Here is a 21,580-nt window from a genome sequence, read left to right as displayed (position 1 = left end):
TGACCTAATGTTTAAAAATGGAGGAGGTCAACGCATAGGGAGGCGTTGCATTTTCGCCCTCAGGGCGAGACAATGTTTGAAGTCTCTGATCTGAACTGAGCCAATTCACCGCACTGGCTTCACCAAGTAGGACGCGTTTATCCGAGTCATTTAAGCCCTGTGCATAAGCCTCCCAAAAGGCATCGGTATAAAAGCGCACCATGATGGGTTGACGGTCAATCTCGACCAGAAAAATCGATTGCAGATGAGACCGCCACTTCTCGACAGAGATAGACTCCCCCACATCAAAAACGACCGCACTGGTCGCAAAACCCGGAAGCGATAAGCGAGAGAGCGCCACTTCACGATGACTTCCTAAATCGATAACCATCGGGCTTTTGTCCAACGCATAATCAAACGCACTCCCCGCGTACAATGCAAACGCTTGTTGTACAGGACCGTGAGATTTAAGCACGTCCATCGCATTGGGAACACGAAGGGTATCGACAACTAACCAGTATTTCATCATCACGTTTCTATCATTCACACTGACAATCCTCACGAGTACATAAACCATCCACCTGACGACCACATATCGGTGCCATCGGTACATTGGTGGCGGCCATCGTAAGTAGCACGGGCTCAGTGACCTGAATGGGCAGCGCCTCATCAGGCATCGCTGGGCTTTCAATACCTAATGGTAAGGAAGGTAATTGACCTGCCACTCCCTTCCCACTGCCGGCACTACCTCCAGAGTTTAAATTGATCCCCGTACCCACCAAGCTGACACCGGAAGCATCGATTTTGATAAAGCTGCCGCCGACTTCTAATGTCAGCTCACTGCTGGCCTCAATCACCACTTTTTGCCCAGCCTTAAGGTGGACTTCGTCTTTGGCTTCCATGGCATAACGTCCATCGGTTTTATGGTGCATATCGCCACGGACACTCAGCGAGTGATCTTGTTCAATCTGTTGATGATAATGACCACCAACCGTATGATGTTCATCCTGTTTAGTATGGGTAAAACGCGCATTGTCAATGGTGGTGTGTTGATCGTGCTTTATACTCACCACCTGATCATTTAAAACATCGGTCTCCATGTCTTTCTGTGCGTGTAAATACAGTTTTTCTTGTCCCGCTTGGTCTTCAAAACTCAACTCATTAAAGCCTTGGCCTTGGTGGGTTTTACTACGAAGGACGGTCTTAGTCTTATGCTCTGGTAACGGGTAAGGAGGCACATTAGTTTCATGGTAAGTGCGCCCCGTCACCATGGGTTGATCAGGGTCACCATGAATAAACGACACCACCACTTCGTCGCCCACACGAGGCAATGCCATGATCCCGTACTGTGAACCTGCCAGTCCTTGCGCCACACGTATCCAGCAGGAGGCGCTGTCATCATTGGCACTGTAGCGATCCCATGGAAACTGTATTCTCACTCGCCCATATTGGTCACAGTGGATCTCTTCTCCCTCAGGCCCGACCACCACAGCAATTTCAGGTCCATGAGTCAGCGGCTTTAACGTTGGCGACGCACGCCAAGTGTTATCGGCAGGAATGAGTTTAAAGGTATTGTGATACGTCGTTGCACCGCTTCCTCCTTCTTCTTCGAGCGCTTGAGGCTGACGCCCTTGGTGATGAACATTGACCACCGCCCAATCGCGGTTACTCGACGCATCCATGTGGTCGGTCAGCGAAAAACGATAACCGGCACGAAGCAAAGGTTCGTTGCTTTGACCTGAAACGGTATGCTCTTCCCGGCGCAAGTAATCCAACCGTATTTGGCTCAAGGCTTTGCCTTGTTGGTTATCCTTATAGCGACCGGGAAAGTCAAAGTAGGCGTAGTCGTCTCGTTGATAATCCAGTTCACGGCCATGAGCCGACTGGGTAAAACGATAATCCGGTTTTTGGAAACTGCGATCTTCGAGCGCCACCTCCGCCACGCCTCGTTGAGTGTGTTGTTCAAACGTGGAAATGAACGTCGAAGGCGCCACCCCGCCACCATTATGGTGATAGGTGACAGGCTCTGACAACATCGGCAGCATCACAGAGGCATCACTAAAGACGACCGTATGCTTGCCTGCAATATGCTCATGGTGATACACCAACCCTTCTTCTGCGGCAAGACGCTCAATAAACGCCAGGTTGGTTTCGCGGTATTGCATACAAAATTCTCGAAGTGGCATATCTCGAGTCAGAGCAAAGGCATAATCTTGTATACCCGCTTCTTGGAGCAGTGTTGATATGATTTCGGAAACACTTTGCTTTTGAAAGATACGGCGGTCATGGTGAAGCGATAAACGCATCATCGATGGCACTAAAGAAAGTCGATAAAACGTATAATTATGCCCGGTGTCACCGAGTGTGAACCCACTGACCACCCCGTGCACGCGTTGAACACATTCCCCGTCTTGAATAATGTGCAGCTGTGCAAACTGATCCACGACATCAAACGCACTCAAATCCGAGCGACGACTGGCTAGACTGATATCATAATGAAAGCCATGGCAATCAGAAAAAAACGACGCCTGATGAGACAGGCTCTCATGACCATCAAAGTCACGAACCACAAACGTGTTCTCATCCAGTCCGTCAATGGTGAGGGTAAATGCTAACGACAGAGCCATGTTGACCTCTACATGATTGAGTATTGTTTATTCGCCAATATTGACACTTGAACCACCAACGATCACACCACCACAACTGATGGCATCACCTTGGCGCACCACGCTCTTACCATCAATCTTAACGGTCGGTGAACCACTTATAATGACCGTTGCTGGGTAGTCAGCATGACCAGACCCCATATCTCCAACCAATGCACCTTGTGCCATCTTATTCTCCCAAAGGTAGCGCCATCACAAACGTGATGGCGCGAGTTAAACCTTATGCTTCGACAGGTTTACGCCAGTCGTCCGCACCAGACGTGCCGGCATTAATGTGGTCCCAAGTGATCTTACGGTAGGACAGAGAAACCGTAATATTTTGAGTGAAACACGCGTTTGCTGGATCTTGGCAATGTGGCATTTCGCATTTGATGTCAACAATCGATGCGTTTTCCAGTTTTGTTGTGAAGAAGTTTTCTTGCTTGCCTTCCAGCGAAGTGCGGTACCACTTCAGCTCCACATTTTTCAACTTTTCACCGGACGCAAGCGCGTTGTACATCAGTGGTACGGCTTTGTTGAGTGAAACGGTAAACTGAAGAGGTTTATGAACACGTTGACCTGATGGGTTACCAGATTGTGGGTCAGTCGGTACCGTCACCACATGGCCAAATTGTTGTACGAGCATTTCGTCTTCGTGACCTTCAACGTAAGCATCACCAATAGAGTCTGGTGTACAAGCGCCTGCCGTGATAAGCCCCTGAGTTTGGCCTTCAATAGAGATGTAACATGGAGTTGGCATAGCAATATTCCTCTTAATTTATGAATGTATGCAACATAGCTACATCAAGAAGCATGCCATAAAATATTATTATTATTTATCAACACCTTGACTAACGAATGATATTTTAACTAGGCAATGGATTGCTCAACTGGGCAATCCATTGCTCGAGTCGAGCAAGTTATTGCTCAAGCGGGAGGTTTTTTCGTTGTTTTTGATTGGACATTTCACGATGTAATTGTGCCCATTTCCAGCTCACATCATTCAAACGTCCTGTCAGGATATCGAGTTCTTTTTGGGCGTCTTCTCGCTTATTTTCCTTCATTAAACGTTCGATATAACCAATACGTCCATACACTGGTGAAAGGCTAATGGCATAAGTCGGTTCTGTCGCAAATATAGATTAAAGCGCGTCAATGCTGGTCACCAGATACAATTAGTCTACGAGTGAATAAAATTTTTCGCAGGCTGTTTCCCCTGTTAGATTAACTTGACCGCGTTTAATCATCGTCCACAACTCTCGACCGTGAAGGCTCGCTGTGGCTCCTTTTAATGACTTCCAACCAAGAGCCTGACGCGTCTTCAGTTTTACCCAACGATGACTTTGTTCCATAATATTGTTTAAGTATTTGATATCCAGGATCTCTATCAGTGACAACATAAAGAAGCCAGTTAGCCAAAGTTGTACATTCATTGCATCAAGCGCAGCGTAATTACTTTTACTTCCATCAATGACCACTTTCTCTGGTAAGCCGTGTTGAGCTATCGCCTTATTCAGAAAGGCTTTGGCGGCTGCTTCATCTCGAGTTGGACTCAGATAATAATCGATAACGTCACCAAATTTATCAACGGCTCGATAGTAATAAAACCATTCGCCCTTAATTTTGATGTACGTCTCGTCCATCCGCCACGAGCTCGATACCGACTTCTTTTTACGTCTGACTTTATGCTCCAAAATCGGCGTGAATTTGATGACCTACCGGTTAATAGTCGCATGGTCAATGGTGATGCCACGCTCCTTCTGTATTTCTTCAATCTCGCGATAACTGAGCTTGTAAGCTAGGTAATAACGGATGGTTTCAAGAATAACTTCAGAGGGGAAGTGGCAACCTTTAAACATTAATATTCAGAGTGTTAAGTAGATATTGGGTAGATCTTAACCTAGAATGCCAAACTTTGCGACACAACCCACCGGAGACCATTAAGTCGAACAATGCTCACAGTTGATTTACTACCAACTAAAATGTAAGTAAATTGTGATATAATTTGCAAGCTATATCACCGAAAAACACCTATTACCATATATAATATTAAAGACATCTACTTGGCTCCTTTAGTCGAACAACTTCTTTAAATATCAAGAATAACGTATAGGTTGATAATATTATGATTAAGAAAATTTTAATGTCTCTTTTTATCTTTTCATCGATGAATGTTTCAGCTAACTGCCAAGTCCCCTCTGATTTAAATGGTATTACACTCATCAATCTTATCTCTCCACTTTACAACGAAATCAATCCAAATGCGGGAGCTATTGCACATGTAACGTATTCGGAAGATAAGTATGTAACCAATTTTATTAACCGTGACCTAGGAACATTTGAAGGCTATTATAAATATAAAATTCTTGATGCGGAAAAAGGTATTAGCTTATACGAAGGTTATGAATCGTTACCTTTAACTAAGCCTTCACATACTATCTTATTTAAATGCAGAACCGATACTAGTGGTTTAGCAATTTTCACTCAAAGTAGTGGTATCAATGAGCCATCAGTAAGGCAAAATTCCATTGAGTATAATATAACAAACCGTAATGATTAACTGGTTATAACGCTCGTTCACGGGCTTATTTAGATTGGTATAGTTCATTTTTTAGTTAATACCTAAGTAAATGAGAATACTTAGGTAATTGGTTAGTTTTTACTATTCATAATAGAATCACATCAGGGGGAATACGATGTCGGTAGAAAAAGAACACATAGAATCGCTTTTGAATACACACTCTAACTTTAATACGCAACACGTGGGTAACGACATATCAAATGAGGATTTTTTAAAGATTCAAGCATCGTTCTTTGACAAGGAATCTCAATGGTATGCATCACGAAAATCTAGGCCAAACTTCACAGAACTAAGATTAAAAAAGATCGTTACAAGCCCTAAAAAGTATATAAATACTGATCAGTCAGGTATCTTGAAAGTTTTAGATGTAGGTACAGGCTCTGGAGTGCTAATTAAATACATAGAAGATACATTCTCGAACACTTGTATACATGCTTTAGATTTATCTTATAATCAGCTAAAAGTTGTTAAATTAAAAAACCCTAATATTGATACCTTTCAGGGTGATATATCAAACTTTACTAATCCCATACAGTATGACATTATATATTGCAATGCTTGTTTTGGTAATTTATTAAATCAAGCTTCTGCATTAAAAAATATGTCAAATATGTTAAGTGGCAATGGAGTTGTAGTCATAAGCCATCCTTTGGGTGCAGGTTTCGTAGAAAACTTACATCAGAGCAATAACGTAATTGTGCCGAACACCCTACCGACGAGCATTGAAAAATTAAATGAACTAATTAATGGTACGAATTTAACCATAGCTGAACTTATCGATATTAAAGAGCTATATATTTGTATTTTAAAAAGGTAACCGACTCCCCCAAGTATCCTATCCTTGTAAATAAGGGGGAGTCTAGCGAATTAATTTACGCCTAAATAACAATCGACGGCTCTAATAATTTGAGCGGAAATATGGACGTACAATTGGCATCAAAAGAGCTCTTGTCCAATGCATGACGACAGAATACTTACGCAGTATTAGCCTCATTTAGTACTTTATATACTGTCGAGCGTGCAATTCCTAGTTGCCGTGCGATGTCAGTCGCTCCTAAACCTTGAGCATACAAATCGTTGAGCCGTTTTCGATCCACTGTTCGTTTACGCCCAACTTAATCCCTTTCAATTTCGCTTCTATTCGTCCCTCGTTGGTTCGTTCGAGTATCCGGTGGCGTTCAGCTTGGGCAACAACAGATAAGATGGTGACCACCATCTTCCCCATTTCGCCTTCAGTGCTGATCCCATCATCTAGAAACTTGATGGCAACCCCCATTTCATCGAATAAGCTGATGAGGCTTATCATCTCTGCGGTATCACGGCCTAGTCGGTCCAGCATCTTGAGCAAGAGAACATCACCTTCTTCCGCTTTCATCTGAAGTAATTCGAGCACCTTCCTCTCGTTGTTGCGCGATTAGCGAAGATTGCCATCATTTTCAAACACATGTTTAAGTAAAAGATCGCAATTCGCCAGACAACTTTTGTTCAAAAGTATGACCTATGCACACCCCTTAATATACACTTGCTAATGAAAGCAGTTTGATAATAACTTAGCTATGCGCTTCAACTCTGTAAAACTATTGGAGATAGCATGAATAAAGATACGCTCAATGCAATCCGCCGTGAGTTAGGTATCGATGTAAAAGTTCGAGATAAAAGCAAATACATGGATGAATCCATTAAGAAGCGAGCAAAACATTGGTATCAACGACTTCCAACTCAGCTTAAGCAAGGTGTGGCGGTTCAACGTCCGAAAAAACCACATTCAATGAGTATACCGCCAACAAGACATTGATGGCGGTATACTTCCGTTATCTGTAAGTCACAAGAGAGTGCCCACGATGAGTAAGAAGAAATCAAAACGCAACAAACATCGAGCAAACCGTGATAACGACTTGTATTTTCCGTTTAATAATCAAAAAGAGATGAAAGATGACTTTGAGTATTGTTATACCTTGCTTTCAGGGCACAACTTACTCTCAATGTCAGCAGATATCGAATTAGTCTGGGAAGAGCTACAACGATACCTGATTAAAAAATACAATGATGAAATTGAAGCAGAGCTCAGGTTTGATTCAATCACACATTTCCTCACTCAAATGGCAGACAAATCACTCATAGACGATGAAAACACCGACATCGATACACGACGGTCTATTTAAATCCTTCTTAACGGTCCCAGAGACGACGAAGGATTTTCTGGAGGCGCATTTACCGGCGCACATCAAAGCACGGTGTGATTTAAACACATTAGAGCTGCAATCGGGTTCGTTTTTAGAAGACGACTTACGGGGTTACTATTCGGATGTGCTGTACGCGATGAAAACAGAAGATGGCATCGGATATGTGTATTCGCTCATTGAGCATCAAAGCCGCCCAGATAAGCATATGGCGTTCCGGTTGACGAGATGCGCGATAGCGGCGAGGCAACAACACCTCGATGCAGGACATGAGCATTTGCCTTTGGTGGTGCCACTGCTGTTTTATCATGGTAAAAAGTCTCCGTATCCATACAGTACCAATTGGTTGGATGAATTTATTAATCCAGAGCTCGCGAAAGCGCTGTACAGTGAGCCTTACCCATTGGTGGACATCACGGTCATCAGTGATGATGATATCATATAGCATAAACGAGTGGCGCTGTTGGGACGGCTTCTAAATACATTTACAATGTGGCCCCCAAAAAACCTACCTTTAAAACCACTCAAATATCGTTCAAAGAAGATCGATTCAATCTAGCTATTCAGTGACAGCGTAACTAGTAATTCCATGGGGATTGTTGCAAAAAATCAAAGGCTCCAGATCTATCCAACGTAGATTTAACGATTACTGGAAAACTATCTCAACATTGAATAGACGATTCATGAAGGCGGATCTCTCCCGCACAAGGGTTCCACGTTCATCATGACGTAGCCAGAAATCAAATTGCCCTTTGTTCAACATCCGTAATGACTCGAATCCCTGAATGGTAGACCAGGCTCGCTTTCGTATTTTGAAACCACCGGTGCCTACAACGAGCTTCTTGATGGGGGCGTGATCGGATTCAATACCATTATTAAGAGGCTTTACTTGCCGTTGCTCGACATCCTCTCGCAGTCGTCCTTCCTTCTTTAGACGGGCAATCGCATGAGCATAGGATGAATGCTTGTCGGTGTTTAATGTTTGTGGATGTAACTCAGTTGGATAGTGGCGCAGACACCGCTTCAGGAACTGATAAGCCGCGTCTTTATTACGCTTGTGAGAGAAATAGAAATCCAGAGTCTCACCTTGTTTGTTGATAGCCCGGTACAGGTAATGCCATTTTCCTTTCACCTTGATATAGGTTTCATCGAGCTGCCACGAAGAGTCGGTTTGGATGAATTGACGACGGCGTAATTTCTTGTGTAATGCTTGGGCATACTCAATGAACCAACGATAAATGGTTGAGCGGTTAACCGAAATTCCTCGCTCTTGCAGCATGTCACTGAGGTTAGCGTAGCTCATTGGAGTTGAACCGTACCAACGAATGCACCATAGGATAATTTCAGGAGCGAAGTGTTTCCATTTGAATTCGGGGTGAGTCATTAACTAGCTGGATTAGATGGGGAAAGAACAAATTCTGAGTCTTTACTGCATTTTTTGCAACAATCCCAGTATGAGAGCGCACCAGGCTATCAGTACAAGCCAAAGCGCATAGTGCGCACTTTGGTAAGCAAGCGCTAGCCCACTTCCAATAATTAAGCCCATCATTCCAACCATCTGTCTGTATTATGAACATGGAGGCATACTACTCGGCTATCAGTGCGGGTATAATTATATAATTTTTATATTGTTAGGTATGGAATTAGAGTCATAGTAAAAAGCAGAATAAAAACAGGATATAAAGCTAAAATTCTAATCCTTAGTCTTATCATCATTTGGGTTTTATTCATCGGATTTCATTAGAAGACTCGTCGCTTTTCTCGCGACAGGCGACAATAGGAGCACTGAAGCATTCAGAGACGTAGCCTTCCCACGTTACAGCCATTGAGTAAGCAGGGTTATCCTTCTCAACGAAACGCTGGCTGCTTAGTTTCTTTGCTACTCGGATCACTGTTCTTGTCGACACATTGGTTAATTTGGCAGTATCACTGATACTTAACTTATTGATGACTCTTAGCTGGTAGATTTTTTCGTGAAGCTCTTGATCGGCTTGTCGTCGGCGACGGTCTTGGTAATCTTTTCTCGCGATAGCGGCCAACATATCCATCATCATGTTATTGATGGTCTTGATCATCGACCCTGTAAATTCATCCGTAATTTGAGGAGAGAAGGCAATATGACTAGTCGGTAAATCTAGACTGATAACCTTGAGCTCCTTTTTGTTCAGCATTTCTTTTAATGTGAACCCACTTTCTTCATCAAGGCGAGAGAGCCTATCACAATGAACCAACGATAAATGGTTGAGCGATTGACCGAAATTCCACGCTCCTGCAGCATGTCGCAGAGGTTGGCATAGTTCATTGTCGTTGAACCATACCAACGAAGGCACCAAAGAATGATTTCAGGGGCAAAGTGTTTCCATTTGAATTCAGGGTTGGTCATCGAACTCACCAATCATCACCACAGACGATGATAGTTTCAACCTTGAGCTGAGTTTTTGCAACAACCCCGCCTTTATGAACCGTTTGTTCAATGTTGAGGTGATTTTTAACTAGAAATGGGAGATACATGGTCGAAGAATGCTTCCCATTATTTTTTACAACAGGCCCAGATCAATCACTTAAAATCATGCCTGAAAATCAGAGACCACTTGTAACTTCTGCATTATACATGGAGCCTAAATCTCAATTAAAAAGCTTTACTCTAGGGTTGATGAATATTTTTTAATATAATTGCCAAGAAAACACTAAACATATTCATAACTAGGAGGCTTACTATAAATGAAACGACAAAACCATGATAAGGCAACTCGCTATCTCCACTGGGTGATGGCAGTGATTATTATCTATGCAACAATAGCTGGATATGTAATGCATTTAGTTATAGATACCCATCCATCAATATTCAATTTTCTTTCTATAATGAATATGTCCTTGGCAACACTAGGAAGTGTAGCATTTGTAGCTCGGTGGTTCTGGAGTCACTTTAAACCCAATAAAGTTATTGATGGCAGTCTTCCCCGCTGGAAATTAAGTATCGCTCATATGACACATGCTATTATTTATCAGCTTATGTTTGTCGTATTTGTAAGTGGTTTTCTAATGCTAAAACAGAGTTATCAGCTCTTTTGGTTAGTAGAGATTCCGAATCCACTAACTTCTACTGAAATTAATGATTTTTTCTTTGTAGTACATCGGTATGCTTGTGCAATGCTGGCCATCGTCGTTGTACTACACATGTGCGCAGCTCTTAAGCATCATTATGTAGCAAAGAACCAAGTACTATTACGTATGTTGGGGAAAGCCCAATAGTAAAAGGTAAGGAAGGTATTCTGAAGCTCCGTCACGACCCTATAGCAATTTGCGTTTTAATTGTTCATTTTATTAGCTATTAAATAATTCGTTAAATGCTAATATTTTAAAGAGAAAATCAAAACCTCTCGATAATAAATTGATTAAATCGTTTATTTTAACTTCATATTAGTATATATTTTGAGTAAATAAATTAGGCTTGCACACAAATTGTTCCTTGCTTTTTATAGCGTGTGACGTCTATAATGAGTTCTGATGATATTCGTGATTATTTAAATAGTTATCATTGATAGGAATTTAAGTAAAGGATATAAAAGTCCTTAATAATATTTTTCCGATTATCATTAACATAGTAGTCCACGATGGATAGCTCTGGGTTTAAATGAAACGGCTCCGTTGCAAAGTTTGAAGATTCAGGCACGCTAATCAAAAAACTTAACGGATAAGTTGGATGTCAAATTTTAAAGGCCGTCGACAGTTCGTGGCATAAGGTCAATTCTTTAGTTGATAAACATGCCCTCACCATACCGTGTCACCTTGCTCATTGTTAGATGGTGTTTATCGCCAGCTTACGACAGTGCTAACCCACCAAAACCGCTTACCCTGAACTGCAACACACCTATGACCATTTCAATCAACACCTCTTTACCTAGTTGCTTAATCACGCTACAACGTTAAAAACATCTTATGGCTACTTCTCTCGGCTTTGTTGCGTAATTCGATGGAACCAAATCAGAAAGTTACGATCAGATCGACTACATCAATTAATCACCGTAGCCTTATGCCGAAACCTCGTTACAAAACAACTAACTGGAACCAGTACAACAAAGCCCTAATCAACCGTGGTTCTCTGACTTTTTGGGTTGATGAAGAAGCGATAGCCGAGTGGAAGCAAAACAAACAAGGCAAGCGCGGCAGGCCTCGCCGATTCAGCGACTTAGCTATTACTACCGCGTTGATGGTGAAACGCGTTTTCTCTATGCCATTGAGAGCGCTGCAGGGTTTTCTAGACTCAGTATTTAAGCTGGCTAACATTCCGCTTGTTTGTCCACATTACACCTGTATAAGCCGTCGAGCTAAGGAAGTTGAGGTTTCATTTAAAACTAAAACCAGAGGTGCGATACAGCATCTGGCTACTGATGCCACTGGTCTCAAGGTTTATGGCGAAGGTGAATGGAAGGTCAAGAAGTACGGTACTGACGAGAAGCGTAGAGTCTGGCGCAAGCTACATATCGCAGTAGATGCCAACCTCCACGAAATAGTCGCAGTAGAGTTGAGTTTATCTAACGTAACCGATGCCGAAGTGCTTCCCAACTTACTTAAGCAGACACGTCGTAAAATCATTGAGATATCAGGTGATGGCGCTTATGACACAAGAAATTGCTATGATGTCATACGGATAGAGCGAGCGGTTCCGCTCATCCCGCCAAGGGAAGGCGCAGCCTTCTGAGAGCAAGGGCATCCTCGCAATCTGGCGGTAGGTTGCTAGAAGCTCCACGGCTCAAACAAGAAGTGGAAAAAACGATATGGTTATCATAAGCGTCCACTCTCAGAAACAGCCATGCATCGAGTGAAGCAGTTGCTAGGTGGGAAACTAAACCTGAGAAACTACAATGCTCAGGAAACCTACGTCATGATTAAAGCACTGAACAAACTTACAGGGCTTGGTATGCCTGAAACTCAGTATGTTGCATAGGAATTACTCACTTTCAGGCGATTTGGTTTCCTGTCCGAATTACGCAACAAAGCCTTACTGGGTTTCTATTTTACTCAGCGAAATTTTACTCAACGATATAATTCAAACATTTTCTATCGATTATTTCTATCAACGACTCGATTATAGTAAAGCCAGTTTCCTTTCACTTTGATGTAGGCCTCGTCCATACGCTACGAAGCATAGGCAGACTTTTTATGCATCAAAGCAGGTGCAAATTTTCTTGTCTATCGATTGATAGTCGTATGATAGACCCCACATTCCTTTTGTATTTCAAGCAACAATTTATTTACAGCGTGGAGTCTGGATTCCAAATTTTTGTTTATGTTTTGCTCACCCAGGGCTTTTTGTAATAGATATACTCAGGCTCCAATGAAAGTGAGAAGATCAACGTGACGAATTTAATCAATGACCCGACTCAGGCTGCGAAGTTTCTGTATAGGGCCACTTTTGGTCCCAAGAAGGGAGATGTTGAAGCGCTGTTGCAGATGGGAGTGGAAGCTTGGTTGGACGATCAGTTTACCCGTAATTGGCGGCTGCACCGCTCCCTGGCAGAGAGATTTGCAGCCGCCAGTGGAGACAGCTTTAACGAGAATGCCCGCTTGAGTGCCTGGTGGCAACGAAGCCTGACAGCTGATGACCAGCTACGCCAGCGGGTGGCATATGCGCTAAGCCAAATTTTTGTGGTATCGAGAGTTGGTGGCCCGAATTCCGAGGCTATCGCTGAGTATTACGATTTGTTGCTCAAACATGCCTTTGGCAACTTCCGCGACCTGTTGGAAGCTGTTACTCTCAGCCCAGCGATGGGCAAGTACTTGACATTGGAGGGGAGCCGGGTAGCGAATCCTGAAAAAAATACTTTCCCCGATGAAAACTACGCTCGTGAAGTGATGCAGCTGTTCAGTCTGGGGCTGTGGCAATTAAAAGACAATGGCACTCCGAAATTGGGCAGTACAGGCAACAAGCTACCCACCTACACTCAGAATGATGTGGAAGAACTGGCTAGGGTGCTCACAGGCTGGCGGCGGGAGAACGACTTTAAACCAATGTACGCAGATAGTAGTCGTCATGATTATGGTGAAAAGATAGTGCTGGGTGAGAAGTTCACTGAAGGGCAGTCTCCTGAACAAGATCTTGCCCAGGCTATGGACTTGCTGTTCAACCACAACAATACCCCAATAACTATCTCCATCCTCCTTATTAAGCGTTTGACTATCAGTAACCCGAGACGTCAATACGTTAAGCGCGTGGCGGATATCTTTAAGGACAACGGTCAAGGCGTGCGGGGAGATATGGTCGCGGTGATAAAAGCTATTCTGTTGGATGAGGACCTGATCGAAGGTAAGGCCATGGCAGACTACCAGAATGGAGGCAAAGGAAAACGCAACTTTGGTAAAGTCAAAGAGCCGCTTCTCGCGATGGCGAACCTGTGTCGAGCGTTTAACGTAAAAAGCAATGACCCTAAACGGTGGTGGGATTTTGCAGGTACTCAGCATCATTTTGGTCAAGCCCCTCTTCGGTCACCAAGTGTGTTCAATTTTTACGAGCCGGAGTATGCGCCAAGAGGAGAGATTGCCAACAAGCAGCTTACTGGACCTGAATTTAAGATCCTAACTCTAGATAACATTCGTCGTATTTCCAATCAGCTTTGGGCCCAGATCTTTTATTTCGACAGTAGCGATCCGAAGAAGTGGTCTTGGAACCGCGCGGAATTTGAACGAAAGGTTAACCGGCCTGAAGAGTACATCGCGCTTATCAACGAGCGGATCTTTGCTGGATTGATGTCTAACGATCTTGCTGACTATATCCGCCAGATGCTGGAAGACTTAACTGCAGGAAACTACGATGAAAACAGAAAGATATATGACACCTTGTTTGTTGTTCAGTGTTCCCCAGAATTCCGCTGCCAGGAGTAAAACATGAAATTATCCCGCCGTAATTTTTTAAAAAGTACCGCTGCGTTGGGTGTAACTTCGGTTACTCCCGCAGTTACTGGTATTAACTTGGCTCAGGCAGGTCAGGATGACTATAAAGCGCTGGTCTGCATCTTTCTATTCGGGGGGAATGATGCCTATAATATGGTGATCCCGGACAGCAGCAGTGAACACGATAAATATCTGGCAATGAGACCCGGACTGGCGATCGGCAGAAACGAGCTACTGCCGCTTGGTATTGCCAGCGACAATAAGGTTAACTTGGGTCTTCACCCTAAGATGGAGAGCCTAGTTCCTGTATTTAATGATGGGGATGCGACTGTTATCGTTAACTCAGGTCAGCTTGTGGAACCGATTATCGGACAGAACAATGTATATCCTCGTTTTCCGGAGTTTCTGATGGCCCATAACCTCCAACAGGAAATGTGGCAGTCCGGAGCAGAAAATATGAGCGATAAGTTTGGTTGGGCCGGAAGGATGGTTGAGTACATGAACCTTTCCGGTTCATTGCCGCCACTATTTTCCCTTAATGGTGAGCAAAAATGGTTACGCAATAATCACGTGGAGCCTCTTGTGATGCCAAGAACAGGAGTGGGGACCTACAGTGGTCTGGGTAGCAGCCATCGTATAGCGGGTATGATACGCCATTTCGATGAACAGTATGACAACCTATTTACCGAGAACTATTCCCTCACCATAGCTAATAGTTATTATCAGAACGAAGCTCTAAATGAAGCCTTTTCTGCCGTCGGTGATTTGGATGGTTTTCCTCAATCTAACCTTGGTGATGCACTGCATACCACAGCCAAGCTCATCTCTATACGAAATGATTTATCGCTCAAACACAGCCGTCAGGTTTTCTTTGTCGGACTAGGTGGTTTTGATACCCACAAAAATCAAGCAAATCCACACGGTGAACTACTCAAACAGGTATCCGATGCGATGGCTGCGTTTCACGCTGAGATGAAGAAACAAGGAATTTCCGATAATGTCACAGCTTTTACTATGTCGGACTTTGGTCGTCGGATCATGGCCAATGACTCTGGTACAGATCATGGTTGGGCCGGTCACCAGTTAGTTGTTGGTGGCGCCGTTCAAGGTGGCAGAGCCTACGGTAACTGGCCAGATCTGACTCCTGGTAGTGAGTATGACTACAACAATGGCCGACTGATCCCCGAGATCGCTGCAGACCAAGTAAATGCAACGCTGGCTCAGTGGTTCGGTTATACGGGTAGCTTGGAAACCCTGTTTCCATCCTTAGTTCAATTCCCGGATAAAACCGTCCCTTTCCTATGATCAGGCAATTATTTGAATGATACTTAAGGTCGATATTTCGACCTTTTCGGGTCTTGATGTTTAGTGATTCAAACGGCGTTTTCTAGTGATTGGTCGCACCCATTCGTAGAGTATATTGAATGACATAGATTCCCCCTTTCGAGGATCTGTCACACTCTTGTGATACTTATTGGAACCAGAGGTACCATGTCTGATATGCGTTTACCAAAAAGGCGCTTGAAGCAAACAAGAACGTCATCTGTGAGAAGCCTTTTACATCGCTAGCGAGTGAAAGCAGAGAGTTGGCAAGCATAGCTGTGGAAAAACGCTTATACCTGTTTGAAGCCATCACACTGCTGCACTTTAGAAACTATCGATATGTCCAAGACAAGATCGGTGAGCTTGGGATATTAAACTGGTGCAGTGTAATTTCTCTCAGTTTTCGAGTCGCTACCCTCAGTACAAAGACGGCAATGTTCTTCCTGCTTTTAGTCCTGAGTTATCAGGTGGTGCGCTGTACGAAATGAATGTTTACAACATTCATTTCGTGATGGGACTGTTTGGTACGCCAAGCGATGTGCACTACCTGGCAAATCGAGGGGACAACGGCATCGATACATCGGGTATCTGCCCCCTTCAGTACCCAAGTTTCATCGCTTCATGTGCGGCAGCAAAAGACTCAACCAGCCCAAACTTTGCCATTATACAAGGTGAGAAAGGCTACATTAAGATTGAAGGAGCGACAAACTTCTGTCCAAGCGTAACATTTGTGTGTGGAGAGCATACCGAAACGTTTGATGAAGCGGATCATGAGAATCACATGGTCGAAGAATTCCAAAGCTTCAAGCGTCTGTTTCGAGAACAAGATCTTGAGCAATGCTATCAACACCTAAACCATTCGGTCTCTGTAATGAATATTATCGAGCAAGCGCGATTAAGTGCTGGGATCGCTTTCTCTTCTGACACTAAATAACTGCTCCTACCTCTGAACAGTTTTTGCGAAGCCCCATTAGGGGCTTTCTTAGATTTACGCAATAGAGTGGGTTAATCCCCGATACTTAAAGTGAGCGACTCAGATTCAAGTTCAGAATCCGCATCTTTAACGGGCTTCCCCACAATCGTTTAGTTTTTCTTGATTGTATAAAAACTCTTTGCTGATTTATGATCAATTTTCTTGAATAATGGTCAAGGTGAGTTGTTAATGGGGTCTAAGGTGCAACGGAACGAATGATATGAACACTTCCCCAACCTACGGAGACTGACGATGATTCGATTGGTGAGGAAGGATACTCCCTGTCACGGCATCACAGTGCCCAGTATAGTTCAATCTAGTGAACTATCGACATTGGGAGTATCCAGCATGAAAAGTAACGTATTTGGCATTGATATCGCAAAACAAGTCTTCATAAACTGCCTGAGCTGGGCTCCATCATTGCTGAAGTACGAAAGTTTGGTGGATGTTATTTGATTAGCATCCAATCTTACGCCCAACTAGTCAAAACGTACGGTAAGAATGCGGCCGATGAGATGTTTGATTTACTCAACACCCGTTTCTTCTTTCGTGCTCCCTCAGCTCAAATGGCACAGATTTCAGCCAAAGACTTAGGTGAACAAAAAGTGGCCGTGTCAAAGGAAAACGTCTCGTATGGTGCGAATACATTACGAGATGGTGTCTCTCTTGGTCACCAAACCGCCACGCGCCCCGTTGTTTCTGCGAGCGAAATCCAAGCGTTAGATGATTTGCAGAGTTATTTACGCCCCCCCAGGCATCGACCTCATCACGTGACTTAATTGCACTTCGACAAGATGCGTGACTTATGCACGCCTTTTGACAAACGCAATATTGTTTACTCTAGCGCGGTGAATACCGCTTATGAGCAAGCCGTTTACCATGAATATGTTGCTCCAAGTTTACACCTCAATACCGATGAGCGAAAAGTGTTAACGTCTGCCCAAAAAGCGCAATTTGAGAACGACGCTCAAATGAAATTGGAGACCACACAAATGCAGCAAGCTATGCAAAGTGATACCGTTGCCTCCGAACTTGCGCAACAGAAAGCCAAACAAGAGCACGATAACCAACAAGAAGCACAAAGAAACATTGAAGAAGCCGTCATTTCCCAAGAGCAAGATAAGGGAGAAATTTACGAATAACCTTTCAGTGCTTAAAAGCGGCACTATCCACCCTCTAATCTATCAAAAAAACGAGATACTATGAGCGAGAGAAACAACAACGATCTATTCGAAAAACAGCCTTGGACTCTGCGCACAAAGACGCGTAAAGACCCCCCAAAAAAACCTAGCGAAAGTCAAAAGCAGCAAGCGAGGGTTAAGCGAAGGATTGAAGAGATCCTAGAAGAAAGAGAATTAAACAAATTATGGAGTATTGAAGATGACATCACCTAAACCTATCTCCAATCACCGACAATATAAAAAGCGCCAACGCCGACGGCATGAAAAGATAGACCCGCTTTCAGAGCGAAGTCGATTTAACCATACCAATATTATCTTTATGCCTGCAAAACAAATGATAGAGCTGGAGATGCTTATCGGTAACGAATGGCGACGCTGGCGACTAAATGCAGCAAAAGCCAGAGCCTACATCAAAGACCGCAACCATCGTGGTTATCTTATTACCCCTATCACCACAAAGGAGAACGCATAATGGCAACACGTGGCGTAAACAAAGTTATCTTAGTTGGCAATTTAGGCAACGATCCCGAAGTCCGTTATATGCCTAACGGAGGTGCGGTGGCAAACATCACCATGGCAACATCTGAAACCTGGCGAGACAAAGCGACCGGCGAGCAGCGAGAGAAAACCGAATGGCATCGTGTGGCCATCTTTGGCAAACTCGCCGAAGTGGCCGGAGAATACCTTCGTAAAGGCTCGCAAGTGTATATTGAAGGCCAGCTGCAAACACGTAAATGGCAAGACCAAAACGGACAAGACCGTTATACGACTGAAGTTGTGGTACAAGGGTATCAAGGCGTAATGCAAATGTTAGGCAGCAAGCAAGGGGGAACTCAAACGCCACAGCAAGGTTGGGGACAACCTCAGCAACCTGCGCATCAACCCGCTCAACAAGAGCCTGCTCAGCAGAAGCCACAATACAATGAACCACCAATGGATTTCGACGACGATATCCCGTTTGCCCCGCTGTGTTTACAATATCGCTCATTGATGCATGCGGTCTAGCTTAAGGAGAAAACATGATGCTTTCTCAAGAATTCCGAGACTTTGAACTTGAGGCCTACCGAAATCGCTTAACCATGGTCGTTCGCTCAGTCCCCAATCTGCGCTTATCCACCCTAACTGGAATAAGTCGCAACACCTTAACCAAATACGAAAAACAGGAGTCCAGTCCTGATATGCGTCGATTGCTCAGCATTGCAACCCATACCCGCTATTCCATACACTGGATTTTATTTGGGGACACCTAATTAAGGATACTAAACTCAGGTGCACTTGTTTCACTCTCACACAAGGACATTATTGTGATACCAACACAACCACTTAAAAGCCTTGCGCTTCTTCTCTTTGCTATTGGAAGTAGTAGTGTTTATGCACAAGGCAACACCACCATCACATCATTCAGCAAAGCCAAGAAAATCATGCAAACGCAGGTTTATACCACCGCCTCAATGCAACACACTCTTTATTGCGGCGCGGTATTTGATGCCAAGAAAAACGTCACCCTTCCAAACGGATTTACGACGACCAAGTACAAAAATCGTCTAAAGCGCTGGGAAGCAGAGCATGTCGTACCCGCCGAAAACTTTGGACGAACTTTTAGCGAATGGCGAGAGGGACACCCAGACTGTATCGATAAAAAAGGCAAAGCCTTTAAAGGGCGTAAATGTGCAGAAAAAACCAACACAGACTATCGCTTGATGCAATCAGACTTATACAACCTTTACCCGGCCATTGGTAGCGTCAATGCCGCTAGACAAAATTACAATTTCACGATGCTGCCCCAAGCGACCAGCAACTTTGGACAATGCGATATGCGCATAGAGGATAGAAAAGCGCAGCCACCTGAGCGCGCACGAGGACAAATCGCGAGAACTTACCTCTATTTTGAAGCGGTCTACCCTCGCTATTCAATGAGTAATGCACAAAGACAGTTAATGAACGCTTGGGACAAGCAGTATCCTGTGACTCAAGCCGAATGCACTAGAGCGGGTCTTATTAAAAATCAGCAAGGTAATCAAAACCCTATCTTAGCCACTCGCTGTTAATACCACTTCCTCACCAAAAGTAGCCATCGCAACCCATTCTGATACAATACCTCTGGGCGCTTAGACTTTCTGTGTTTAAGCGTTGCCTAAATGCAGATATGAAAAAGCCCCGAATGAACTATAAATTCAAACGAGGCCCATCAATGTATGACAACTTGATAATAGCCTCTTACTTAACCAGAGGCAAATTTTATGTCGAAGAACATCGCCCTTGTGGCGCTGCTGGCGTTCTGTTGTACCGCCGTGTTATTAACCGCGCTCTTCCGAGACTCGCTGTGCGAGCTTCATTATAAGAGTAAGACCAATGACCTTCACATAATTCTTGCCTACGAAGCAAAGTAAGATAAGGTCATGTGACAAGGGATTACTTCGCCCTTGCCACTACCTTTATCAACGTTGCCAACATGATGTCTAAGCGCCCCCATTGACCTTTCCCCCTGAATTAGCACCATGACTTCGATGAGATTTCTAATACACTAGAAAAAGACTCCAATGTAGCCGTAGAGCAAAACGTGGCAATCACCCTCTATCAATAGACATTAAAGCCAGTATGCAAATCAGAAAAGACTTCGAATACTATAAAAATCTGCACAGCTTAGTCAGCAATGCCCTCCTCCATCTTTTGTTTCAAGTATCGACGTCTTCTCGCTATGTCCCTGTCACAAGGCGAAATGAGATTTTACTGAAATATCTCAAACCAAAGCTCAATGATAAAGCCTTGTCGAATATCAAAAAAGACATCAAGCTAATGATCCAAACCGCTAGAAGCAAGGGAAGTAATTTGGAAATGAAACTGTATGAAATAAATGAAAAAGCTAAACAAACTAAAATTGCTGGAGCAGAAAAGCTCTATTCGTTGTTGGTCTATCTCTACGATGAAGAGCGAATTGAATCCCGCTTATTTGAAGAAGGTCAAACAGCGGAGCCAGGCATTTTATACCTGTTAGAAGAGCATATCGAATACTGCTTTGACCATGATGATTCACAAGTGGCGCCGTTATCAATGCTTATCCAGTTAGAGCGCGCCCCTGAGCTCATTGACGTTATCAACCGCCATGGCTGGTTCATCGCCGAAATGAAAGAATGGAACAGTGACACGTTCCAAGCCCACCTACTCCTCCATCCAGCAACCAAACATTAAAATCATGATGGACAAGGAAAAAAGAGCGGCACAATTTTTAGCTAGGGCCAAAGAAAAGTTTGGGGACCTCTATGATTACTCAAACATTCAATACGAGCACAACCGCGCACAAGTGACTATCATTTGCCCTCACCATGGAGAATTTCGGGTACTGCCGAACAACTTTCTAGCCAGAGACATCGGTTGCCCTCATTGTGGACGAGAAGCCGCAAAGCGGAAAGGCGAGAGAACTACAACAAAAAAAGAGCCATCGATGGCTGCGGGACACATCAGTTCAATGTCCGTGGTTATCAAACCCAGCATCCTGACCTATTGAAAAAATATTTGAGTAATCTCAATGACGCAACGCCGTCACTTTGGGGTCAACATAAATATAAGCCAGATCGCAATCCAGCTCCAACTTAGTACCTTGCTGATGCGCCACTGCTGACATAAAACGAGCCATACAACTCAAGGTTTCTTCTGTCCCTAACTCAGCCAACGCCTTAACAATGTGTTGATAAAACTGCTCTTTCTGTTTTGATTTCATCGGTCACAACACCTTTTACTCAACACAGTCATCTTACCAAGTATCGCTCTACAAGCATACTCATTTATATGCAATGCACTTGTGATAACATCCTCAATATCAACGATGA

Annotated in this window: 25 protein-coding genes and 7 pseudogenes; 21 read left to right on the top strand and 11 right to left on the bottom strand. The window is 43.7% G+C overall.

Annotated elements, in window-relative coordinates; genetic code table 11:
• Positions 1-4: 4 nt before the first annotated feature.
• The 6 genes and pseudogenes from LY387_RS26680 to LY387_RS26655 form a co-directional block, all read right to left on the bottom strand.
• Positions 5-526: a DUF4123 domain-containing protein gene (locus tag LY387_RS26680; protein WP_234497962.1), complete on the bottom strand. Its 522-nt coding sequence runs from the start codon at positions 524-526 to the stop codon at positions 5-7.
• A complete protein-coding gene (gene tssI / locus LY387_RS26675) occupies positions 519-2,606 on the bottom strand; it encodes a type VI secretion system tip protein TssI/VgrG (protein WP_234497961.1) in 2,088 nt (695 codons plus the stop codon). Before tssI ends, LY387_RS26680 begins: the two co-directional genes overlap by 8 nt.
• A gap of 27 nt (positions 2,607-2,633) precedes the next feature.
• On the bottom strand, positions 2,634-2,813 hold the full coding sequence (locus LY387_RS26670) for a PAAR domain-containing protein (RefSeq protein ID WP_234497960.1): 180 nt from the start codon (positions 2,811-2,813) through the stop codon (positions 2,634-2,636).
• 52 nt (positions 2,814-2,865) lie between these two features.
• The gene (locus LY387_RS26665; RefSeq protein WP_234497959.1) at positions 2,866-3,384 is read right to left on the bottom strand and encodes an Hcp family type VI secretion system effector; all 519 of its coding nucleotides are present in this window, start codon (positions 3,382-3,384) and stop codon (positions 2,866-2,868) included.
• A 160-nt stretch (positions 3,385-3,544) separates the two neighbouring features.
• Positions 3,545-3,688 carry a hypothetical protein gene (locus tag LY387_RS26660; protein WP_234497958.1) on the bottom strand — a complete coding sequence of 48 codons (144 nt, stop codon included), beginning with the start codon at positions 3,686-3,688 and terminating at the stop codon, positions 3,545-3,547.
• A 111-nt stretch (positions 3,689-3,799) separates the two neighbouring features.
• Positions 3,800-4,483 (bottom strand): annotated as a pseudogene (locus LY387_RS26655) (IS6 family transposase).
• Positions 4,484-4,749: 266 nt separating this feature from the next.
• Here LY387_RS26655 and LY387_RS26650 point away from each other — a divergent pair.
• A complete protein-coding gene (locus LY387_RS26650) occupies positions 4,750-5,184 on the top strand; it encodes a hypothetical protein (protein WP_234497957.1) in 435 nt (144 codons plus the stop codon).
• A 136-nt stretch (positions 5,185-5,320) separates the two neighbouring features.
• Complete coding sequence (locus LY387_RS26645; RefSeq protein ID WP_234497956.1) at positions 5,321-6,022, top strand: methyltransferase domain-containing protein; 702 nt, start codon at positions 5,321-5,323, stop codon at positions 6,020-6,022.
• A gap of 157 nt (positions 6,023-6,179) precedes the next feature.
• Here the strand turns inward: LY387_RS26645 and LY387_RS26640 are convergent.
• Positions 6,180-6,607: pseudogene (locus LY387_RS26640) on the bottom strand (recombinase family protein); the annotation flags it as partial.
• Between the two features lie 189 nt (positions 6,608-6,796).
• On the opposite strand from LY387_RS26640, the gene LY387_RS26635 reads away from it, so the two are divergent.
• The 3 genes and pseudogenes from LY387_RS26635 to LY387_RS26625 form a co-directional block, all read left to right on the top strand.
• Complete coding sequence (locus tag LY387_RS26635; protein ID WP_234497955.1) at positions 6,797-7,000, top strand: hypothetical protein; 204 nt, start codon at positions 6,797-6,799, stop codon at positions 6,998-7,000.
• Positions 7,001-7,046: 46 nt separating this feature from the next.
• Positions 7,047-7,367 carry a hypothetical protein gene (locus tag LY387_RS26630; RefSeq protein WP_234497954.1) on the top strand — a complete coding sequence of 107 codons (321 nt, stop codon included), beginning with the start codon at positions 7,047-7,049 and terminating at the stop codon, positions 7,365-7,367.
• A pseudogene (locus LY387_RS26625) lies at positions 7,330-7,827 on the top strand (Rpn family recombination-promoting nuclease/putative transposase); the annotation flags it as partial. The gene LY387_RS26630 and the pseudogene LY387_RS26625, both read left to right, overlap by 38 nt.
• A gap of 204 nt (positions 7,828-8,031) precedes the next feature.
• Here the strand turns inward: LY387_RS26625 and LY387_RS26620 are convergent.
• The 3 genes and pseudogenes from LY387_RS26620 to LY387_RS26610 form a co-directional block, all read right to left on the bottom strand.
• Positions 8,032-8,769, bottom strand: a complete 738-nt coding sequence (locus LY387_RS26620; RefSeq protein ID WP_234497953.1) for an IS6 family transposase — start codon at positions 8,767-8,769, stop codon at positions 8,032-8,034.
• 472 nt (positions 8,770-9,241) lie between these two features.
• A pseudogene (locus tag LY387_RS26615) lies at positions 9,242-9,604 on the bottom strand (serine recombinase); the annotation flags it as partial.
• 2 nt (positions 9,605-9,606) lie between these two features.
• Positions 9,607-9,768 (bottom strand): annotated as a pseudogene (locus LY387_RS26610) (IS6 family transposase); the annotation flags it as partial.
• Positions 9,769-10,106: 338 nt separating this feature from the next.
• Between LY387_RS26610 and LY387_RS26605 the strand changes: the two are divergent.
• From LY387_RS26605 to LY387_RS27335, 16 genes and pseudogenes are all read left to right on the top strand, one after another.
• Positions 10,107-10,637, top strand: coding sequence for a cytochrome b (locus LY387_RS26605; protein ID WP_234497952.1), 531 nt, complete (start codon positions 10,107-10,109; stop codon positions 10,635-10,637).
• Between the two features lie 781 nt (positions 10,638-11,418).
• Positions 11,419-12,333: pseudogene (locus LY387_RS26600) on the top strand (IS5 family transposase).
• A 410-nt stretch (positions 12,334-12,743) separates the two neighbouring features.
• Positions 12,744-14,267 (top strand): DUF1800 domain-containing protein, encoded by a 1,524-nt coding sequence (locus LY387_RS26595; protein ID WP_234497949.1) that lies wholly within the window; start codon positions 12,744-12,746, stop codon positions 14,265-14,267.
• A gap of 87 nt (positions 14,268-14,354) precedes the next feature.
• Complete coding sequence (locus tag LY387_RS26590; RefSeq protein WP_326492012.1) at positions 14,355-15,581, top strand: DUF1501 domain-containing protein; 1,227 nt, start codon at positions 14,355-14,357, stop codon at positions 15,579-15,581.
• Between the two features lie 209 nt (positions 15,582-15,790).
• A pseudogene (locus tag LY387_RS27355) lies at positions 15,791-16,087 on the top strand (Gfo/Idh/MocA family oxidoreductase); the annotation flags it as partial.
• Positions 15,979-16,533, top strand: a complete 555-nt coding sequence (locus LY387_RS26585; RefSeq protein WP_234497946.1) for a hypothetical protein — start codon at positions 15,979-15,981, stop codon at positions 16,531-16,533. The pseudogene LY387_RS27355 and the gene LY387_RS26585, both read left to right, overlap by 109 nt.
• Before the next feature lie 437 nt (positions 16,534-16,970).
• The gene (locus LY387_RS27350; RefSeq protein ID WP_419153499.1) at positions 16,971-17,351 is read left to right on the top strand and encodes a type IV secretion system DNA-binding domain-containing protein; all 381 of its coding nucleotides are present in this window, start codon (positions 16,971-16,973) and stop codon (positions 17,349-17,351) included.
• Between the two features lie 15 nt (positions 17,352-17,366).
• Positions 17,367-17,714, top strand: a complete 348-nt coding sequence (locus LY387_RS27345; protein WP_419153488.1) for a hypothetical protein — start codon at positions 17,367-17,369, stop codon at positions 17,712-17,714.
• A 60-nt stretch (positions 17,715-17,774) separates the two neighbouring features.
• Positions 17,775-17,966, top strand: a complete 192-nt coding sequence (locus LY387_RS26575) for a hypothetical protein (RefSeq protein ID WP_234497945.1) — start codon at positions 17,775-17,777, stop codon at positions 17,964-17,966.
• A complete protein-coding gene (locus LY387_RS26570) occupies positions 17,953-18,225 on the top strand; it encodes a hypothetical protein (RefSeq protein ID WP_234497944.1) in 273 nt (90 codons plus the stop codon). The genes LY387_RS26575 and LY387_RS26570 overlap by 14 nt, the downstream gene beginning before the upstream one ends.
• Positions 18,225-18,758 carry a single-stranded DNA-binding protein gene (locus LY387_RS26565; protein WP_234497943.1) on the top strand — a complete coding sequence of 178 codons (534 nt, stop codon included), beginning with the start codon at positions 18,225-18,227 and terminating at the stop codon, positions 18,756-18,758. The genes LY387_RS26570 and LY387_RS26565 overlap by 1 nt, the downstream gene beginning before the upstream one ends.
• A gap of 14 nt (positions 18,759-18,772) precedes the next feature.
• The gene (locus LY387_RS26560; protein WP_234497942.1) at positions 18,773-19,003 is read left to right on the top strand and encodes a helix-turn-helix domain-containing protein; all 231 of its coding nucleotides are present in this window, start codon (positions 18,773-18,775) and stop codon (positions 19,001-19,003) included.
• 54 nt (positions 19,004-19,057) lie between these two features.
• The gene (locus LY387_RS26555; RefSeq protein WP_419153487.1) at positions 19,058-19,801 is read left to right on the top strand and encodes an endonuclease; all 744 of its coding nucleotides are present in this window, start codon (positions 19,058-19,060) and stop codon (positions 19,799-19,801) included.
• A 192-nt stretch (positions 19,802-19,993) separates the two neighbouring features.
• On the top strand, positions 19,994-20,143 hold the full coding sequence (locus LY387_RS27340; protein ID WP_419153486.1) for a Hok/Gef family protein: 150 nt from the start codon (positions 19,994-19,996) through the stop codon (positions 20,141-20,143).
• A 208-nt stretch (positions 20,144-20,351) separates the two neighbouring features.
• Positions 20,352-20,942 carry a DUF2913 family protein gene (locus tag LY387_RS26550; RefSeq protein WP_234497941.1) on the top strand — a complete coding sequence of 197 codons (591 nt, stop codon included), beginning with the start codon at positions 20,352-20,354 and terminating at the stop codon, positions 20,940-20,942.
• Positions 20,943-20,946: 4 nt separating this feature from the next.
• A complete protein-coding gene (locus LY387_RS27335) occupies positions 20,947-21,258 on the top strand; it encodes a DUF723 domain-containing protein (RefSeq protein WP_419153485.1) in 312 nt (103 codons plus the stop codon).
• A gap of 18 nt (positions 21,259-21,276) precedes the next feature.
• On the opposite strand, the gene LY387_RS26545 is transcribed toward LY387_RS27335, so the two are convergent.
• On the bottom strand, positions 21,277-21,471 hold the full coding sequence (locus tag LY387_RS26545; RefSeq protein WP_234497940.1) for a hypothetical protein: 195 nt from the start codon (positions 21,469-21,471) through the stop codon (positions 21,277-21,279).
• Positions 21,472-21,580 lie beyond the last annotated feature (109 nt).

The organism is Vibrio maritimus (assembly GCF_021441885.1).
Taxonomy (GTDB): domain Bacteria; phylum Pseudomonadota; class Gammaproteobacteria; order Enterobacterales; family Vibrionaceae; genus Vibrio; species Vibrio maritimus_B.
The sequence above is the reverse complement of the archived record's forward strand: the minus strand, read 5'-3'. Positions and strand labels throughout refer to the sequence as shown.

What these genes read in the sequence shown, in the direction of transcription:
- tssI (WP_234497961.1), bottom strand. Translation starts at nt 2,606, where the DNA reads ATGGCTCTGTCGTTAGCATTTACCCTCACCATTGACGGACTGGATGAG.
- LY387_RS26670 (WP_234497960.1), bottom strand. Translation starts at nt 2,813, where the DNA reads ATGGCACAAGGTGCATTGGTTGGAGATATGGGGTCTGGTCATGCTGAC.
- LY387_RS26665 (WP_234497959.1), bottom strand. Translation starts at nt 3,384, where the DNA reads ATGCCAACTCCATGTTACATCTCTATTGAAGGCCAAACTCAGGGGCTT.
- LY387_RS26660 (WP_234497958.1), bottom strand. Translation starts at nt 3,688, where the DNA reads ATGAAGGAAAATAAGCGAGAAGACGCCCAAAAAGAACTCGATATCCTG.
- LY387_RS26650 (WP_234497957.1), top strand. Translation starts at nt 4,750, where the DNA reads ATGATTAAGAAAATTTTAATGTCTCTTTTTATCTTTTCATCGATGAAT.
- LY387_RS26645 (WP_234497956.1), top strand. Translation starts at nt 5,321, where the DNA reads ATGTCGGTAGAAAAAGAACACATAGAATCGCTTTTGAATACACACTCT.
- LY387_RS26635 (WP_234497955.1), top strand. Translation starts at nt 6,797, where the DNA reads ATGAATAAAGATACGCTCAATGCAATCCGCCGTGAGTTAGGTATCGAT.
- LY387_RS26630 (WP_234497954.1), top strand. Translation starts at nt 7,047, where the DNA reads ATGAGTAAGAAGAAATCAAAACGCAACAAACATCGAGCAAACCGTGAT.
- LY387_RS26620 (WP_234497953.1), bottom strand. Translation starts at nt 8,769, where the DNA reads ATGACTCACCCCGAATTCAAATGGAAACACTTCGCTCCTGAAATTATC.
- LY387_RS26605 (WP_234497952.1), top strand. Translation starts at nt 10,107, where the DNA reads ATGAAACGACAAAACCATGATAAGGCAACTCGCTATCTCCACTGGGTG.
- LY387_RS27345 (WP_419153488.1), top strand. Translation starts at nt 17,367, where the DNA reads ATGCGTGACTTATGCACGCCTTTTGACAAACGCAATATTGTTTACTCT.
- LY387_RS26575 (WP_234497945.1), top strand. Translation starts at nt 17,775, where the DNA reads ATGAGCGAGAGAAACAACAACGATCTATTCGAAAAACAGCCTTGGACT.
- LY387_RS26570 (WP_234497944.1), top strand. Translation starts at nt 17,953, where the DNA reads ATGACATCACCTAAACCTATCTCCAATCACCGACAATATAAAAAGCGC.
- LY387_RS26565 (WP_234497943.1), top strand. Translation starts at nt 18,225, where the DNA reads ATGGCAACACGTGGCGTAAACAAAGTTATCTTAGTTGGCAATTTAGGC.
- LY387_RS26560 (WP_234497942.1), top strand. Translation starts at nt 18,773, where the DNA reads ATGATGCTTTCTCAAGAATTCCGAGACTTTGAACTTGAGGCCTACCGA.
- LY387_RS27340 (WP_419153486.1), top strand. Translation starts at nt 19,994, where the DNA reads ATGTCGAAGAACATCGCCCTTGTGGCGCTGCTGGCGTTCTGTTGTACC.
- LY387_RS26550 (WP_234497941.1), top strand. Translation starts at nt 20,352, where the DNA reads ATGCAAATCAGAAAAGACTTCGAATACTATAAAAATCTGCACAGCTTA.
- LY387_RS27335 (WP_419153485.1), top strand. Translation starts at nt 20,947, where the DNA reads ATGATGGACAAGGAAAAAAGAGCGGCACAATTTTTAGCTAGGGCCAAA.
- LY387_RS26545 (WP_234497940.1), bottom strand. Translation starts at nt 21,471, where the DNA reads ATGAAATCAAAACAGAAAGAGCAGTTTTATCAACACATTGTTAAGGCG.